Below are 14180 nucleotides of genomic sequence, written 5' to 3' on the forward strand. Positions count from 1 at the left end.
AATTTTATTGATATCATGTAAGTAAGAGAATTTGACTAGGAGGGTAACTATGGAATTTAAAGACTTGGAGATATTTCAGATGGTCGCAGAGAAAGGAACTATCACAGCGGCTGCTAAAGAATTACGCTATGTACAGTCAAATATTACGTCCCGAATACAAAAGCTCGAAGCGGAGTTAAAGACTCCATTATTTAACCGACATAACCGAGGAATGATCTTGACACCAGAGGGGAAACGACTTCTGATTTACAGCGAGAAGATATTATCACTAACCAATGAAATGAGAAAAGTCGTGCAGAATGACAAAGAGCCTTCAGGAAAGCTTGAGCTAGGGTCGGTAGAAACCGTCATCAAATTACCGATTATTCTATCGAGATATAATAATAAATATAAGCAAGTCGATATTTCACTATTGACAGGTGTAACTGAAGGATTGCAGTTTAAGGTTCTAAACCATCAACTCGACGGAGCTTTTATATCGGAAGGAACGGCGCATCCCGACCTAGCTGTACATGATGTGCTCGAAGAAGAACTCGTGTTACTTTCAAGTAAACCGTTTCAATCCATAGAAGATATTAAAGATGAGCCAATTCTTTGTTTCAGAAAGGGGTGTGGCTATCGGGCACGTTTAGAGTTGTGGCTCGAAGATGAGCGGTTTAAGCCGACGAAAATGATGGAGTTCGGAACATTGGAGACGATTCTTGGCAGTGTGGCAGCAGGATTAGGTGTTACATTCGTTCCGAGATCAACTGTTACTCATCTTCTAGATCGAGGATCAGTCTATTGCTATCATCTACCACCAAAATACAGTCAAATTAAAACGGTTTTTGTACGACGTGCGGATTCCTATTTGACACCGACTATTGCTAAGTTTATAAACGTTATTGATGAATTCAGAGAAAAATCAGATGAGCAATTTCAAAAGTCGACACAAATTTGACCTGCATAACGTGTTATGTATGGTACGATATAGGGTAGTTATCAATATAGAATTAGGAGTGTAACTAGATGAATTATACAAATCAAACAACACCGCCCGCAAATTTCAAAAAACGGAATTACCGTCCGGCGATTATCATTATCTCGGTCATTCTCATCGGTGCGATTGGCATCTTGGCAGGTATGCCAGGCGTAGAGAATTTCACAGCATTCGATATTACGATTTTACCTTTATTAAATGCCATTTTTAACAGTTTCACGTTTGTTTTTCTTGTATGTGCATTAGTCGCAATCTTGAAGAAGAATATCAAACTACATGAACGCTTTATCTATGCAGCATTTGGCACAACCGCTTTATTTTTAGTGACGTATGTCGCCTATCACTTTTTATCAGAGTCTACACCATTTGGCGGTAGTGGTTTCTTGGCTGGATTCTATTACTTCATCCTGTTTTCACACATCGTATTAGCTGCTGCAATCGTTCCGTTAGCGCTAACAAGTGTAGCAAGAGCATGGAATATGGAGATCCCGCGTCACCGCAAAATTGCACGATGGACGATGCCTATTTGGTTATATGTTAGTTTCACCGGGGTACTTGTGTATATCTTGATTTCACCTTATTATTAAATAATCAGATAAATAGTGTAGGGCATCAGTCAAAAGAGGATGAATGACTGATGCTCTTTTTTACAATAGGGTAATCTGAATAATCAAATTTAACAGAGGGAAGTGCTATAATGAAAACTCCAAATTTTATGTCAGATGAATCATTCGATAAAGTTTTTAAAGAAGAATCAGATCTCATCAATGAGCAATTAAAAAAAGAAATTCTTATTGCAATGATCGGGGACGTTAATGCAGGAAAGTCATCAACACTGAACCGTCTAATGCAAAAAGATGTAGCGGAAGTGGGAGCGCAACCGGGAGAAACGAAGGAAGTTAAGAAATTTTATTACACAGATAATATACTTTTTGTTGATACACCGGGTCTTGATGATATCTATCAAGAACATTCAAATGAAACACTGAAATTTTATAATCAAGCAGATGTGATTCTATTCTTCCTAAATGCAGCGGGTACGGTGTTGTCAGATACGGAACTAAAGTCATTAAATAAGATTGCCACGCTCAACAAGAAAATCATTCTTGTGCTCAATAAAATAGATGCAGCGGATGATGTTCTGAGTTTAGTGAACTATGTTTTGGAGCATACTGGGTTTGCTTACCCGGTTATTCCGATCTCTTCGAAGACAGGAGAGCAAATGGAATTCTTACAAAGAGAGATCCTACAGCAATTAAAAGATGCAAATAAAGATCTATTACTCGCAGCAAATATGGCGGATAAGTCGTCTATTGCCAAACGATGGATTCTCGCGGCTGGTGCGTCAGCCGCTACTATTGGAGCGGTTCCCATTCCGGGAGCTGATTTTATACCATTGACAACATTGCAAGTGGGACTCATGTTGAAGTTGTCGACATTATATGGCAAGCCGATTACGAAAGACCATGCCAAAGAATTGATTATTGCAACGATCGTAGGAAATGTCGGAAAAACAGCTTTCCGTCAAATCATTAAAGTAATTCCAGGTGCAGGAATGGTCGTCGCTGCAAGTGTCGCAGGTTCTATGACAGTTGCGCTAGGATATGCAGTGAAATACATGTATGAAAATAATATGGAACTCACACCAGACACATTGAAAAAAGTATATGAGATATTTTTAAAAAAACAAAAGTAAAAAAGGGGCGGGATGTATGGAGTGGTTTAACTACGCAACATTTGTGGTCGCTTTACTAGCTGGTTTGTATTCGATGGAAAGTATGAAACGAAATAAAGAATTGGAAGATCGGGTAGAGCAATTAGAGAAGAAAAATACAGCCGAGCTAGACAAGCATCGATTGTAGAGAGGGGAATATATGAAATACACATGTCCGATTTGCCAAGGGGATAATCTGTGCGGTAATGCAATGGAGAGTGACGAACATTGCTGGTGTACCAAGAAGATTTTTATTGAAGAAGTGTTTCGACAAATACCAGCAGACCAACTGCATAAACGATGTGTATGTGAAACATGTTTGAAGCGTATCACTGAAATAGAACAGGCAAGCAAGAGGTCTGCGGACCGCTAGCTTGCCTGTTTTTTTATTCGGCTTCGAATGAACGTGTGGAAAGTTCTTTCTCGTAAATGAACAATGCGTTCTTATCTTCACGGATACGTTTCAAATACTCGATATGTCTATCGAACGTTGCTTCTTCTTCGACTTGCTCGTCAAGGAACCAATTCAGGAAAGAAATCGTTGCGTGCTCTTTTTCTTCCCATGCCATATCCATGATTTGATAGAATGATTTTGTTACTTCTTTTTCTTGTAATAATGCCACTTCAAATGTGTGTACCAAGTTATCAAAAGAAGTAGCTGGAGCAGGTGTTTCTGTAATAATCGCTCGAATCCCACGATCATTTAAATAAGAATAGATTTTCATTGCGTGATACCGCTCTTCTTCTACTTGCTGTAGAAAGAAGTGCGCGAATCCGCTGTAATTGCGATATTCACAGTAAGAAGCCATGGATAAGTAGGTTTGTGCTGCGGCAAATTCATTATTCATTTGTACGTTTAAAGCTTGTGCTAATTTTTCACTAATCATGTGGATCGCCCCTTTTCTGATAGTAATGTAACTAGCGTAATGTATGACATGTCCGCTAGTTATAGTATACCTTTAAACGACATTATTTGCATGCTGGATATTTAATTGGATACTCATTATCGACTACTGATATACTTATAAGAGAAACTTGATGAATATTTGTTCATAAAGAGAAAGAAGGTCATCTTTTGAAAGATTATACTATCCCTGCATTGGATGTATCCGCAGGAGTGGAAGCGAAGGCATTCGTAGACACGTTGACGAAACCTATCGGAAGTTTAGGGAAACTTGAAGATATCGTGATTACATTAGCTGAGATACAAGGTCGGAAACATCCTAGCATCAATCAATTAGGTGTACTGGTATTCGCAGCAGATCATGGAATTGTGGAAGAAGGGATTTCTGCATTTCCTCAACTAGTCACACGTCAAATGGTACAGAATATGGCGGTAGGCGGTGCGGCAATCAATGTATTCAGCAGACAGCAACAAGCAGAATTTTCTTTGGTTGATGTAGGTGTGATCGGAGAATCTTTTTCTGAACCAGTGAAGGACCGGAAGATTCGTCAAGGTTCGGAAAATTTTCTACGTACCGAGGCGATGACTCAGCTAGAAGTGGAAAAAGCGTTGGAGATTGGCTTTGAAGAAGCACTTGCGTTATTTGAAAAAGGTGTTGACTTCTTAGTAGTAGGGGAAGTAGGAATCGGTAATACTACGACAAGCAGTGCTGTAGTGGCGGCCATCACAGAATTAGATCCGGCAGAGTTGGTTGGTTATGGAACAGGGATATCGGCTGATCAACATCTTCATAAAATTAAAGTAGTTCGAGAGGCGCTAGCTCTTCATGAGCCTAATCCTTCTGACGGCTTTGACGTGCTACGTAAGGTTGGCGGTCTAGAATTAGCTGCAATGGTAGGTGCAATGCTGGCGGCAGCTTCTAAACGTATCCCGATCATCTTAGATGGATTTATCTCGACTGCGGCAGCTTGCGTGGCGGAGACTATGAGCAAAGGTGCGGCTGGATATATGTTGCTTGGCCATCAATCGATGGAACCAGGGCATCAAAAGGCATTTCAATACTTAGAAAAGGAACCTATTTTATCTTTGTCCATGCGACTAGGAGAAGGAACAGGCGCAGCAGTTGCATTCAGTATCATTCAATCGGCTGTTCTGATGGTCAATGAAATGGCTACCTTTGAAAGTGCCGGTGTTTCGGGAAAAAGTTAATCAAAAAGGGAAGAGTGAGCAACGGTGCTCATTCTTCCCTTTTTTTGTTATTCAGTCACTTCAACTGTTTCAATGGATTGATCGAGTATTTCTTCGCCTTCCACTTCATCATTAGCGGAGTTGCTAATAATGCTTGAAAGTACATGAACTCGTAAAATAATCCCTTCAATTCGGTTCGTTTCATCTATGACAACAAGTGGATATTTAGAATCCAAGACACGCGGAATAATATCTTGAACATATTCCTCCGGAGTAGCTGTCAATACATCGGTTGTCATCACTTCTTCCAACGTTTTCTTCTTTTTTACGCCTTCGATCGCACCATCTATTGTTACCAATCCAAGCAACTGTCGTTCTCGATTCGTGATGAAGACACTGGAAATCCCGTGCTCCTCCATATTCTTAATCGCGACATGCAAACCATCTTTTCCATTCATGACACTTAATGGTTTTGACATGATATTCATTGCTTGTAACACTTTCGAACGATCAATTTCACGAGTGAAGTCAATAATATAGTCGTTTGCTGGTGTTTCTAATAACTCTTCCGGAGTACCGATTTGCTCTACGTGACCATCTTTCATAACTGCCACACGATCACCGATACGGAATGCCTCGTTGACATCGTGTGTGATGAAGATGATGGTTTTTTGAAGATGTGTCTGGATATCTAGAAGTTCCATTTGCATTTCTCTCCGTATGAGTGGGTCAAGCGCACTGAACGGCTCATCCATCAACAAAATATCCGGATCATTCGTCAGCGCTCGGGCAATCCCCACACGTTGACGCATCCCTCCTGATAATTCATCGGGATATTGGTTTTCATACCCTTTTAGACCAACCGTCTCGATATGTTTTTGTGCGATATTACGACGTTCACTTTTCGATAAACCGCGAATTTCCAGACCGTATTCAATGTTCTCAATAACCGTTCTATGACTAAATAAACCAAAGTGCTGGAAGACCATTGCGATTTTCTTCTGACGGAAAAATTTTAACTGCTCTTTATTATATTTGACAATATTCTCACCATCTACATAAATTGCACCTGACGTAGGCTTGTTCAATAAATTGAAGCAGCGGATAAGTGTCGATTTACCACTTCCGGATAGTCCCATAATTACGAAGGTTTCACCTTCCATGATTTCCATATTGGCGTTATAAACACCTACTGTATGTCCAGTTTTTTCGAGGATTTCCCTCTTAGAAGCTCCTTTTTCAATCATAGGAATGACTTTCTTAGGGCGAGGACCAAAGATCTTGGTGACATTTTCTACTTTAAGTTTAACGGTCATGCTGATCTCCTCCCTGTATTTTGTAGGCGGTCTGCCACTCCATTTGTTAAACGGTCAATAATAATCGCTAAGAATACGATACTGATACCTGCTTCAAACCCTAATGATATATTGATTTGGTTGATAGAGAATAGTACGCGTTCACCTAATCCGTGAGCACCAACCATGGAACCAACGACAGCCATTGATAAAGCCATCATCGTGGTTTGATTAATACCTGCCATCATAGTAGGCAATGCTTGTGGTAATTGTACTTTCACTAACATTTGGTTTCGAGAAGATCCAAATGATTCCGCTGACTCAATCACTTCAGAATCAACGTTTCGTATACCAAGTTCTGTTAGACGGATAACTGGTGGTAACGCGTAAATGATTGTTGCAATAATTGCGGGAACATTCCCAAGAGGGAAGAAGAATATTACAGGTATCAAGTAAACGAATGTAGGCATCGTCTGCATGGCATCTAATAGAGGACGCATGATGATGGAAAATGTTTTGCTAAACGCCATCAATATGCCGACTGGAATACCAATTGCAAGGGATAGTACGACAGATATTACGATGATCGCGACTGTTGTCATCGTATCTTCCCATAAATTGAAGGAACCAATTAAAAAGATAAAGACGGCAAACAGTAGGCCGTTAAAAATGGAATTTAAATACCAGCCAAGGAGGAAAACCACAATCATGATAGCCCACCAAGGTGTAGCGAGTAAAGCTGTTTCAATAGTTCGGATTGTAGTGGATGCAATAGTGAAGATGAAATCAAATAGCCAGCCAAAGTTCATTGCAAGAAAATCAATAAACTTTTCCACATAATCTCCTATAGGTATTCTGACGTTAGGAAATTCATTCATAGGCAGTAAGCTAGGACGTACTAGCTTGTCCCTCTCTTTCTCTACTTTTAGTGTTAGTACAATTGAAAAGGAGTGGAGCGGAAAGCGTCCACCCCTGAAATTCTAAAATGTATTACAGAGCTGCTTTTACTTTCTCAGCAACATCTTCAGGTACCCATGAAGTCCAAAGATCTTCATGTTCTTTCATAAACCATTTTGCAGTATCTTCTGGACTAGCTTCATTTTCACCCATATACTCTAATGCTTCTTCTGTCAATGCACTGCTAGTTTTGTAATGGCTGAGGAACTCAACTACCTCAGGAGCTTGTGTTTTCAAATCTTTATGGACACTGACGTAGACATCATTAGGAGGGAATTCACCAGATTTATCTTTATCCCAAGCCTCTTGATCAAACGGCTCGTCTTCTAAAAGCGTTAAGTCATACGTTGCAGTGACCCAAGTAGGGGACCAGTAATAACCAACCCATGGTTCACCTTTTTTATATGCACTAGCTAAGTCAGCTACGATGGATGAATCTGAACCGGGAGCTAAATACGTAAACTTTTCATTTAAGCCATAAGTAGTTAATTTTTCATCTAAATGTTTACTGACTAACCAGCTAGATGGTGCGCCGATGATACGTCCCTTATCCTTGTTCTCAGGATCTTGAAATAGTTCAGGATACTTCTCTAAGTCTTTTACTGTTTTCAAATCAGGCGCTACCGCTTCGATATTACGCTCTGGATCCCCTTTGATAACATATGTAGGGACATACAGACCTTGTGAGTTATCGTCGAAATTTGTCGAGACGGTTTCGATGTCTCCGCTGTCGATTGCGTTTGTATACGCATCACCTAAGTTATCAGACCAAACTTCTGTATAAACTTGAAGATCGCCTTGTTGCAACGCTTGTAATGTTGCGGAAGAAGTTCCGTTCACTATTTCCGTATCATAGCCATAGCCTTCTTCTAAAATAATTTGTGCAATGCTGTTGTGTATCCGAATACTATCCCATCCTGCATCTGCCAGCTTAATCTTGCTTATTGAATCTTTACTATCACTGTTACTGCATGCTGTTAAAAGTAATAATGTTACGATAGATAAAAACAACATAAACTTTCTCAAAAAATCAAATCCTTTCCCTTTATAATTTTTTCATCACGGAATGCTGTTTTTTGCCTTAATCTCTTAAAATTACCCGCAAGAAAAAAGATGCAGGTAGTTGAGAAGATCAAGGGGAAATCAACACTTTTTCGCGATACTATTACACGAGTTTACAGGATAATTAAATTAATATCAATTTAATTATTTAGACAACTATTGATATTATGCTCTTTTAAATTGAAGTTTAACGGTTTTCTATAATGAAAAAAGTAAATGTGGTTTGATTGATCATGGCGGGTAAACTTAGTTGCTAGCCTATAAGGGGTATAGGCTCATGCTTTATCGAATAATAGGGGAAAATGATACAATATGGTATGATAAGTACATATGAAAAAAAGAGTATTTTATCATGCGATATGTTTATTTATGAACTTCTGACAAACCTTTGTAACAGTTTCTAAGGAATTATCGTGATTTTTTGATTTTACTTTTAAGAAAATGATATAGTTATATACGAATGGAAAAAATATTTAAATGTAACGTAAAAGGAGAACGGACCCATATGACGAAAGAAGCCCATATTGTTTCGAGTACTACTCAAAGCCGATCGGCGTCTACCTTCTTCTCGGATATTAAATCATTAGTTAAAGGACCTGTACTCATCGCGAATATATTTCCAGTTTTTACGGGGTTTTGGTTGGCACTATATTTTTCGGGCATGACACTCACAGGTAACTGGGGTGTGTTCCTGCTAACCATGATAGGTAGTACCTTGCTTGTTGCAGGTGCACTTGTAATGAATAACTGGTTTGATTCTGATATTGATACGGTTATGGAAAGAACAAAAAACCGTCCGACTGTGACAGGTAACTTTGCTTTGAAAACCGTATTAAAAATAGGTTTGATATTATCGGGAATTGGTATGGTATTATTATTTTTCACTACATTAGAAGCGGCAATTTATGCATTTATCGGATGGTTTACGTATGTAATACCCTATACCATGTGGTCTAAACGTAAATATACATTGAATACAGTGATTGGCAGTGTGTCGGGAGCGGTTACCCCTCTTATAGGGTGGGCAGCTATTATGTCAGCGGATCATATTGTACCGATTGTTTTGGTCGCTATACTATTCATTTGGCAAATGCCTCATACATTTGCGATTGCTATGAAGAAATATAAAGACTATAGTGCAGCAAACGTAGCGATGTTGCCTGTCGTTTATGGATTTAACTTCACAAAACGCCAAATGCTTGTGTATGTATTATGTCTATTGCCTTTACCGTTTTTATTAACGATGTTTGGCACTACATTCATTACAATCGCGACATTGATGAACCTAGGATATATTGCAGCTAGTATATATGGGTTCTATGCAAAAAATGATTATAAATGGGCTAACTTCATGTTCTTGTACTCGGTCAATTACATGACGCTATTATTCGGCATGATGATTCTTTGGACTTTTTAATCAATACGAAGAAGACTTCCTTTCACACGACGTGATAGAGAAGTCTTTTTTATGTTAAAATTGTTGAGGAGTTTGAAATTTTAGGAATAAACAGTTCGAATAGTACAATGGAAAATGGTTTTTTTAGGAGGCACACGCATGAAGGAGCAAGTACAATTACTGAAGCCGAAACTAGATGAAGTGTTTGTGCATTTGCACAGTCATCCGGAAGTTAGTTGGAAGGAAACGGAAACAACAACTTACTTGAAAGGATTTCTTGAACGAGAAGGATTTAATGTGAAATTATTCGATGGAATTACAGGTTTATGCGTTACGATCGGTGAAGGTAAGCCGGTAGTCGGGTTGCGTGTAGATATTGATGCGTTGTGGCAAGAAGTGGACGGTGTCTATCGAGCAAATCATTCATGTGGACATGATGGACATATGACCATGGGAATTGGTGCTTTGCTTATGGCTAAAGAACGCGGAATTCCTCAAAAAGGAACATTAAAAGTATTCTTCCAGCCGGCAGAAGAGAAGGGAAAAGGCGCGCTAGCTGTTCTTGATCAGGGATTGATCGATGATATCGATTACTTATTCGGCGTTCATGTAAGAGCTGCGGATGAAATGGCTGACGGTTATTCCGCTGCCTCACTACGTCACGGTGCCGCGAAAATGATCAGTGGAACGATCAAAGGAACAGAAGCACATGGTGCCAGACCGCATCAAGGAAAAAATGCTATCGAGGTGGGTGCTTCGTTAGTAGGAGGTTTGCAGTCCATTCATTGTAATCCTATGGTTTCTCATACAGCGAAAATGACGATGTTCCAAGCAGGTGGCGAATCTGCCAATATAATTCCGGGAAATGCAAAATTTAGTTTGGATTTACGTGCGCAAGAAAATGGTATAATGGATGAATTATATGAGGAAGTAGAACGTGTGATTCAGGCGATAGCTAGACAATACGATGTAGAAATCAACTATGAAGTAATGGCAGAAATGGTCGCGGCGGAAGTAAATGCTGAAGCTGAAGATCTAATGTATCAGGCGATTGCTAAAGTAGTGGGTGAAGACAAGACTACACGCACCGTTGTCACGCCGGGAGGAGAAGATTTTCACTTCTATTCTGTAAAGCGACCCACTGTCAAAAGTACAATGCTAGGTTTGGGATGCGGCTTAATCCCAGGACTTCACCATCCGCACATGACATTTAATCAAGACGCACTGGCAACAGGAGTTGAAATTTTAACTACTGCCATCGAATTAACATTCCACTCTAAAAACTAGAAGGTGACAGTATGAGGAAAGATATAGTGGTCAGAAAAGTGACGGCTATCGAAGACATTCGTTCTATGCAAAATCTTGAGAAGAAAATTTGGGGAATGGAACCAATCCCTATCCATCAAACCATCACAGCAGTCAAAAACGGTGGATTGATTGTCGGTGCGTTTCTAGAAGAGCGTATGGTCGGATATTCTTATAGCTTTGCCGGCTATTCAGAAGGTCAAATATATTTATGCTCTCATATGCTTGCGGTAGATGAAGAGTTTCAGATGAAGGGCATTGGCAAACTGTTGAAAGAAGAACAACTACGTTTTGCACGGGAAATGGGCTATCGATTAATAGTCTGGACATTCGATCCACTCGAAAGTCGCAACGGCTATTTGAATACTTCAAAGTTATACGGTGTGTGCTATGACTATATAGTTGATTGTTATGGAGAGATGGACGATGGGTTAAACAAAGGTTTACCGACCGACCGTTTTCAAGTTGCTTGGTGGATTGACAGTCCGCGTGTAGTGGAGAAATGGCAACCTAATCTTATATATAGTCGTCCGTTTCAAATCCAATTGAGCGATAAATCACACCCTATCCTGCTTTTACCGGAAACAACTGAATGGCTGAAGGCGGAAGCGATAGAAGTGCCTGTGCCCAAACAAATTCAATTAATCAAGCAAGAAAACTCGCAATTGGCCTACGAATGGAGAATGAAGACGAGAACGATATTTCAGCAACTGAGTAGGGAAGGATTTGCTATGATCGATGTACGCCGAACAGAAGAATCTGTACAGTACTATCGTTTCTGTAAGCGGTCCATCATTCCGTTGCATGATTAAAGGAGCTGACCCAATGAAAATTAACACGATTACACTTCGCAGAATGAATATGACGATGAAACATCCGTTTACTACAAGTTTTGGAACGATTCAGCAGAAAGACTTTCTGTTGGCAACTGTCACAGACGCGGACGGTCATGAAGGGTGGGGGGAATCTGTTGCGTTTACTGCGCCTTGGTATAGTGAAGAGACGACAGAAACGACGATTCACATGCTTCGTGATTTCTTGATTCCCGCAGTACTTGGCAAGTCTATTACACATCCCGATGAAGTAAGTGACTTATTTAGACATATCCGCAAAAACAATATGGCGAAAGCGACAATTGAAGGTGCGATATGGGATGCATATGCAAAGCATCACCACATGACACTTGCCAAAGCACTCGGAGGGCAACGTAGCCGTATTGAAGTGGGGATCAGCATTGGAATTGAAGAAAATGTTGAAGATTTATTGGCCAATATTAAAGGCTTTATAAATGAAGGGTATAAGCGCATTAAAGTGAAAATCAAGCCTGGGTATGACGTGGAAGTGATACGTGCCATTCGAGAAACCCATCCTGATGTACCCTTAATGGCGGATGCGAATTCAGCTTATACGTTAGATGATGTAGAAGTGTTGAAAGAACTCGACCAGTTTAACTTGATGATGATTGAGCAACCGCTTGCTTCCGATGATATTATCGATCACGCAACATTGCAAAGACAAATTAAGACACCCATTTGTCTAGATGAAAGTATTCACTCATTGGAAGATACACGAAAAGCTATCGAACTTGGTAGTTGTAAAATTATCAACGTGAAAATTGGGAGAGTTGGCGGTCTGTCAGAAGCGAAGAAAATTCATGATTATTGTGCAGCGAATGGCATCGATGTATGGTGTGGCGGCATGTTAGAATCGGGTATTGGACGAGCGCACAACGTAGCATTGACAACTTTACCTAATTTCACGCTCCCTGGCGATACAGCAGGTTCTTCACGTTACTGGGAACAAGATATTATTACACCAGAAGTAGTTGCTGAAAAAGGTTATATTACAGTTCCGTCAGAAGATGGAATCGGGTACATTCCCAACATGGAAGCATTGGACAGATTTACAGTAGATAAATGGGTTTTTATAGCTGAATAATTATTCAGCTATTGTTATTTAGTTGTCATATGTGCTAGACTCTTAGTTAATCGAATATGTTTCCTTCGGGGCAGGGTGTAATTCCCTACCGACGGTGATGAGCTAACAAGCTCTTAGTCCGTGACCCGGATGCTTTATAGAAGCAGAAGGTGGATTTGGTGAAACTCCAAAGCCGACAGTTAAAGTCTGGATGAGAGAAGGAACAACGCGTGTATACTATAAGTGATGATTTTTCATTACGGTATATAACGTTTATTTAGTCATGGATACAAGCCCCGCATAATCTTTTGCGGGGCTTTTTGTATGTAGAATTGTCACTAGAGGAATACTGTAAGCTGGAGTGTTGCTCAATGAATCAGAATTATATGGAAATGGCTTTGCAGCTCGCAGAAAATGTGGCAGGTCAAACTTCTCCCAATCCACCAGTAGGTGCAATCGTAGTTAAGACAAACCGGATCATTGGAATGGGTGCGCATTTACAAGCAGGAGAACGCCATGCAGAACGAATCGCACTTGATATGGCAGGAGCGGAAGCAACAGATGCTGATTTGTATGTAACGCTTGAACCTTGTTCACATACTGGTAAAACTTCCCCTTGTGCTGATGCCGTTATTCAAGCCGGTATCAAACGAGTCTTTGTTGCGACAACGGATCCTAATCCTCTTGTAGCAGGTAAAGGCATTGCGAAACTTCGTGGTGCAGGAGTGGAAGTAACCGAATCTGTCTCTTCTGAACGCGCTAAAAAACTATATGAATCATTTTTTCATTTTATTAAAACCAAAACACCTCATGTGACAATGAAAACAGCTATGACGATAGACGGTAAGATTGCCACTTCTAAAGGAGATAGCAAATGGGTGACGAGTGAGCAAGCGCGACTCGATGTCCATCAGCTTCGCCATACGCAAGATGCGATTTTAGTAGGTGTGCAAACGCTTCTTCATGATAATCCTCTTCTCACCACCAGACTGCCCCTAGGTGGACAACATCCTATTCGAGTTATTTTAGATACATCTTTACGAACACCAGAATCTAGCCAGATCATTCAAAACTCAGAAGCGCCTACTTGGATTTTTTGCGGAAAATATGCAGAGTTATCACGTGAAAAGTTACTCAACAAGCCCCATGTCCAGATCATCCGAATGCAAAAACCCCAGCTGATTGTAGAAGATATTCTATTAGAGCTAGGAAGACGTGGTGTTATGACATTGCTTGTAGAGGGTGGAGCGGCCATTAATGCTTCGTTTGTGAAAGCGCGCGCCGTGCAGAAGGTCATTTGCTATGTTGCACCCAAACTACTTGGCGGAATTGGATCGCTGACGCCAATAGGTGGACTGGATCCTCAACTGATGGATGAGGCGCTTCCATTAAGATTTGAAAGTGTGGAGATGATTGGACCAGACATTAAAATCATAGCTGTACCGAAAGTGGGTGATTGAATC

General features: G+C 40.3%; 15 protein-coding genes and 1 riboswitch. Of the genes, 11 read left to right on the forward strand and 4 right to left on the reverse strand.

The window, feature by feature from the left end; all coding sequences use genetic code 11:
- Window positions 1-49: 49 nt before the first annotated feature.
- The 5 genes from CSV73_RS07385 (at window position 50) to CSV73_RS07400 (ending at window position 3066) form a co-directional block, all read left to right on the forward strand.
- Window positions 50-940 carry a LysR family transcriptional regulator gene (locus CSV73_RS07385; protein WP_099627062.1) on the forward strand — a complete coding sequence of 297 codons (891 nt, stop codon included), beginning with the start codon at window positions 50-52 and terminating at the stop codon, window positions 938-940.
- A gap of 68 nt (window positions 941-1008) precedes the next feature.
- On the forward strand, window positions 1009-1566 hold the full coding sequence (locus tag CSV73_RS07390) for a DUF420 domain-containing protein (RefSeq protein WP_099627063.1): 558 nt from the start codon (window positions 1009-1011) through the stop codon (window positions 1564-1566).
- A 110-nt stretch (window positions 1567-1676) separates the two neighbouring features.
- Complete coding sequence (locus CSV73_RS07395) at window positions 1677-2675, forward strand: YcjF family protein (protein ID WP_099627064.1); 999 nt, start codon at window positions 1677-1679, stop codon at window positions 2673-2675.
- Between the two features lie 16 nt (window positions 2676-2691).
- Window positions 2692-2841, forward strand: a complete 150-nt coding sequence (locus CSV73_RS16450) for a hypothetical protein (RefSeq protein WP_158232306.1) — start codon at window positions 2692-2694, stop codon at window positions 2839-2841.
- A 12-nt stretch (window positions 2842-2853) separates the two neighbouring features.
- Window positions 2854-3066 carry a cysteine-rich CWC family protein gene (locus CSV73_RS07400; RefSeq protein ID WP_099627065.1) on the forward strand — a complete coding sequence of 71 codons (213 nt, stop codon included), beginning with the start codon at window positions 2854-2856 and terminating at the stop codon, window positions 3064-3066.
- Between the two features lie 13 nt (window positions 3067-3079).
- Here the strand turns inward: CSV73_RS07400 and CSV73_RS07405 are convergent, their stop codons facing one another.
- Window positions 3080-3580 (reverse strand): ferritin, encoded by a 501-nt coding sequence (locus tag CSV73_RS07405; protein ID WP_099627066.1) that lies wholly within the window; start codon window positions 3578-3580, stop codon window positions 3080-3082.
- A 188-nt stretch (window positions 3581-3768) separates the two neighbouring features.
- On the opposite strand from CSV73_RS07405, the gene cobT reads away from it, so the two are divergent.
- A complete protein-coding gene (gene cobT / locus CSV73_RS07410; RefSeq protein ID WP_099627067.1) occupies window positions 3769-4806 on the forward strand; it encodes a nicotinate-nucleotide--dimethylbenzimidazole phosphoribosyltransferase in 1038 nt (345 codons plus the stop codon).
- Window positions 4807-4853: 47 nt separating this feature from the next.
- On the opposite strand, the gene CSV73_RS07415 is transcribed toward cobT, so the two are convergent.
- The 3 genes from CSV73_RS07415 to CSV73_RS07425 all read right to left on the reverse strand — a co-directional run bounded on the left by CSV73_RS07415 (window position 4854) and on the right by CSV73_RS07425 (window position 8063).
- The gene (locus tag CSV73_RS07415) at window positions 4854-6101 is read right to left on the reverse strand and encodes a quaternary amine ABC transporter ATP-binding protein (RefSeq protein WP_099627068.1); all 1248 of its coding nucleotides are present in this window, start codon (window positions 6099-6101) and stop codon (window positions 4854-4856) included.
- Window positions 6098-6916, reverse strand: a complete 819-nt coding sequence (locus tag CSV73_RS07420; protein ID WP_332308453.1) for an ABC transporter permease — start codon at window positions 6914-6916, stop codon at window positions 6098-6100. Before CSV73_RS07420 ends, CSV73_RS07415 begins: the two co-directional genes overlap by 4 nt.
- Window positions 6917-7070: 154 nt before the next feature.
- Complete coding sequence (locus tag CSV73_RS07425; RefSeq protein ID WP_099627069.1) at window positions 7071-8063, reverse strand: ABC transporter substrate-binding protein; 993 nt, start codon at window positions 8061-8063, stop codon at window positions 7071-7073.
- A 541-nt stretch (window positions 8064-8604) separates the two neighbouring features.
- On the opposite strand from CSV73_RS07425, the gene cyoE reads away from it, so the two are divergent.
- From cyoE to ribD, 5 genes are all read left to right on the forward strand, one after another.
- Window positions 8605-9516: a heme o synthase gene (gene cyoE / locus CSV73_RS07430; RefSeq protein WP_099627070.1), complete on the forward strand. Its 912-nt coding sequence runs from the start codon at window positions 8605-8607 to the stop codon at window positions 9514-9516.
- Between the two features lie 138 nt (window positions 9517-9654).
- Window positions 9655-10782: a M20 peptidase aminoacylase family protein gene (locus CSV73_RS07435; RefSeq protein WP_099627071.1), complete on the forward strand. Its 1128-nt coding sequence runs from the start codon at window positions 9655-9657 to the stop codon at window positions 10780-10782.
- 11 nt (window positions 10783-10793) lie between these two features.
- Entirely contained in the window at window positions 10794-11612 is an 819-nt protein-coding gene (locus CSV73_RS07440) for a GNAT family N-acetyltransferase (RefSeq protein WP_099627072.1), read from the forward strand.
- Window positions 11613-11625: 13 nt separating this feature from the next.
- Window positions 11626-12738 carry an o-succinylbenzoate synthase gene (gene menC, locus CSV73_RS07445; RefSeq protein WP_099627073.1) on the forward strand — a complete coding sequence of 371 codons (1113 nt, stop codon included), beginning with the start codon at window positions 11626-11628 and terminating at the stop codon, window positions 12736-12738.
- A 57-nt stretch (window positions 12739-12795) separates the two neighbouring features.
- A riboswitch (FMN riboswitch) is annotated at window positions 12796-12944 on the forward strand.
- 144 nt (window positions 12945-13088) lie between these two features.
- Window positions 13089-14177 carry a bifunctional diaminohydroxyphosphoribosylaminopyrimidine deaminase/5-amino-6-(5-phosphoribosylamino)uracil reductase RibD gene (gene ribD / locus CSV73_RS07450; protein WP_099627074.1) on the forward strand — a complete coding sequence of 363 codons (1089 nt, stop codon included), beginning with the start codon at window positions 13089-13091 and terminating at the stop codon, window positions 14175-14177.
- Window positions 14178-14180: the final 3 nt, after the last annotated feature.

The sequence above is a fragment of the Sporosarcina sp. P1 genome, from assembly GCF_002743155.1.
GTDB lineage: Bacteria > Bacillota > Bacilli > Bacillales_A > Planococcaceae > Sporosarcina > Sporosarcina ureae_B.

Coding starts and splice junctions, on each gene's coding strand:
- CSV73_RS07415 (WP_099627068.1), bottom strand. CDS start 6,101: ATGACCGTTAAACTTAAAGTAGAAAATGTCACCAAGATCTTTGGTCCT.
- CSV73_RS07405 (WP_099627066.1), bottom strand. CDS start 3,580: ATGATTAGTGAAAAATTAGCACAAGCTTTAAACGTACAAATGAATAAT.
- cyoE (WP_099627070.1), top strand. CDS start 8,605: ATGACGAAAGAAGCCCATATTGTTTCGAGTACTACTCAAAGCCGATCG.
- CSV73_RS07435 (WP_099627071.1), top strand. CDS start 9,655: ATGAAGGAGCAAGTACAATTACTGAAGCCGAAACTAGATGAAGTGTTT.
- CSV73_RS07385 (WP_099627062.1), top strand. CDS start 50: ATGGAATTTAAAGACTTGGAGATATTTCAGATGGTCGCAGAGAAAGGA.
- CSV73_RS16450 (WP_158232306.1), top strand. CDS start 2,692: ATGGAGTGGTTTAACTACGCAACATTTGTGGTCGCTTTACTAGCTGGT.
- CSV73_RS07400 (WP_099627065.1), top strand. CDS start 2,854: ATGAAATACACATGTCCGATTTGCCAAGGGGATAATCTGTGCGGTAAT.
- CSV73_RS07390 (WP_099627063.1), top strand. CDS start 1,009: ATGAATTATACAAATCAAACAACACCGCCCGCAAATTTCAAAAAACGG.
- CSV73_RS07395 (WP_099627064.1), top strand. CDS start 1,677: ATGAAAACTCCAAATTTTATGTCAGATGAATCATTCGATAAAGTTTTT.
- CSV73_RS07440 (WP_099627072.1), top strand. CDS start 10,794: ATGAGGAAAGATATAGTGGTCAGAAAAGTGACGGCTATCGAAGACATT.
- menC (WP_099627073.1), top strand. CDS start 11,626: ATGAAAATTAACACGATTACACTTCGCAGAATGAATATGACGATGAAA.
- ribD (WP_099627074.1), top strand. CDS start 13,089: ATGAATCAGAATTATATGGAAATGGCTTTGCAGCTCGCAGAAAATGTG.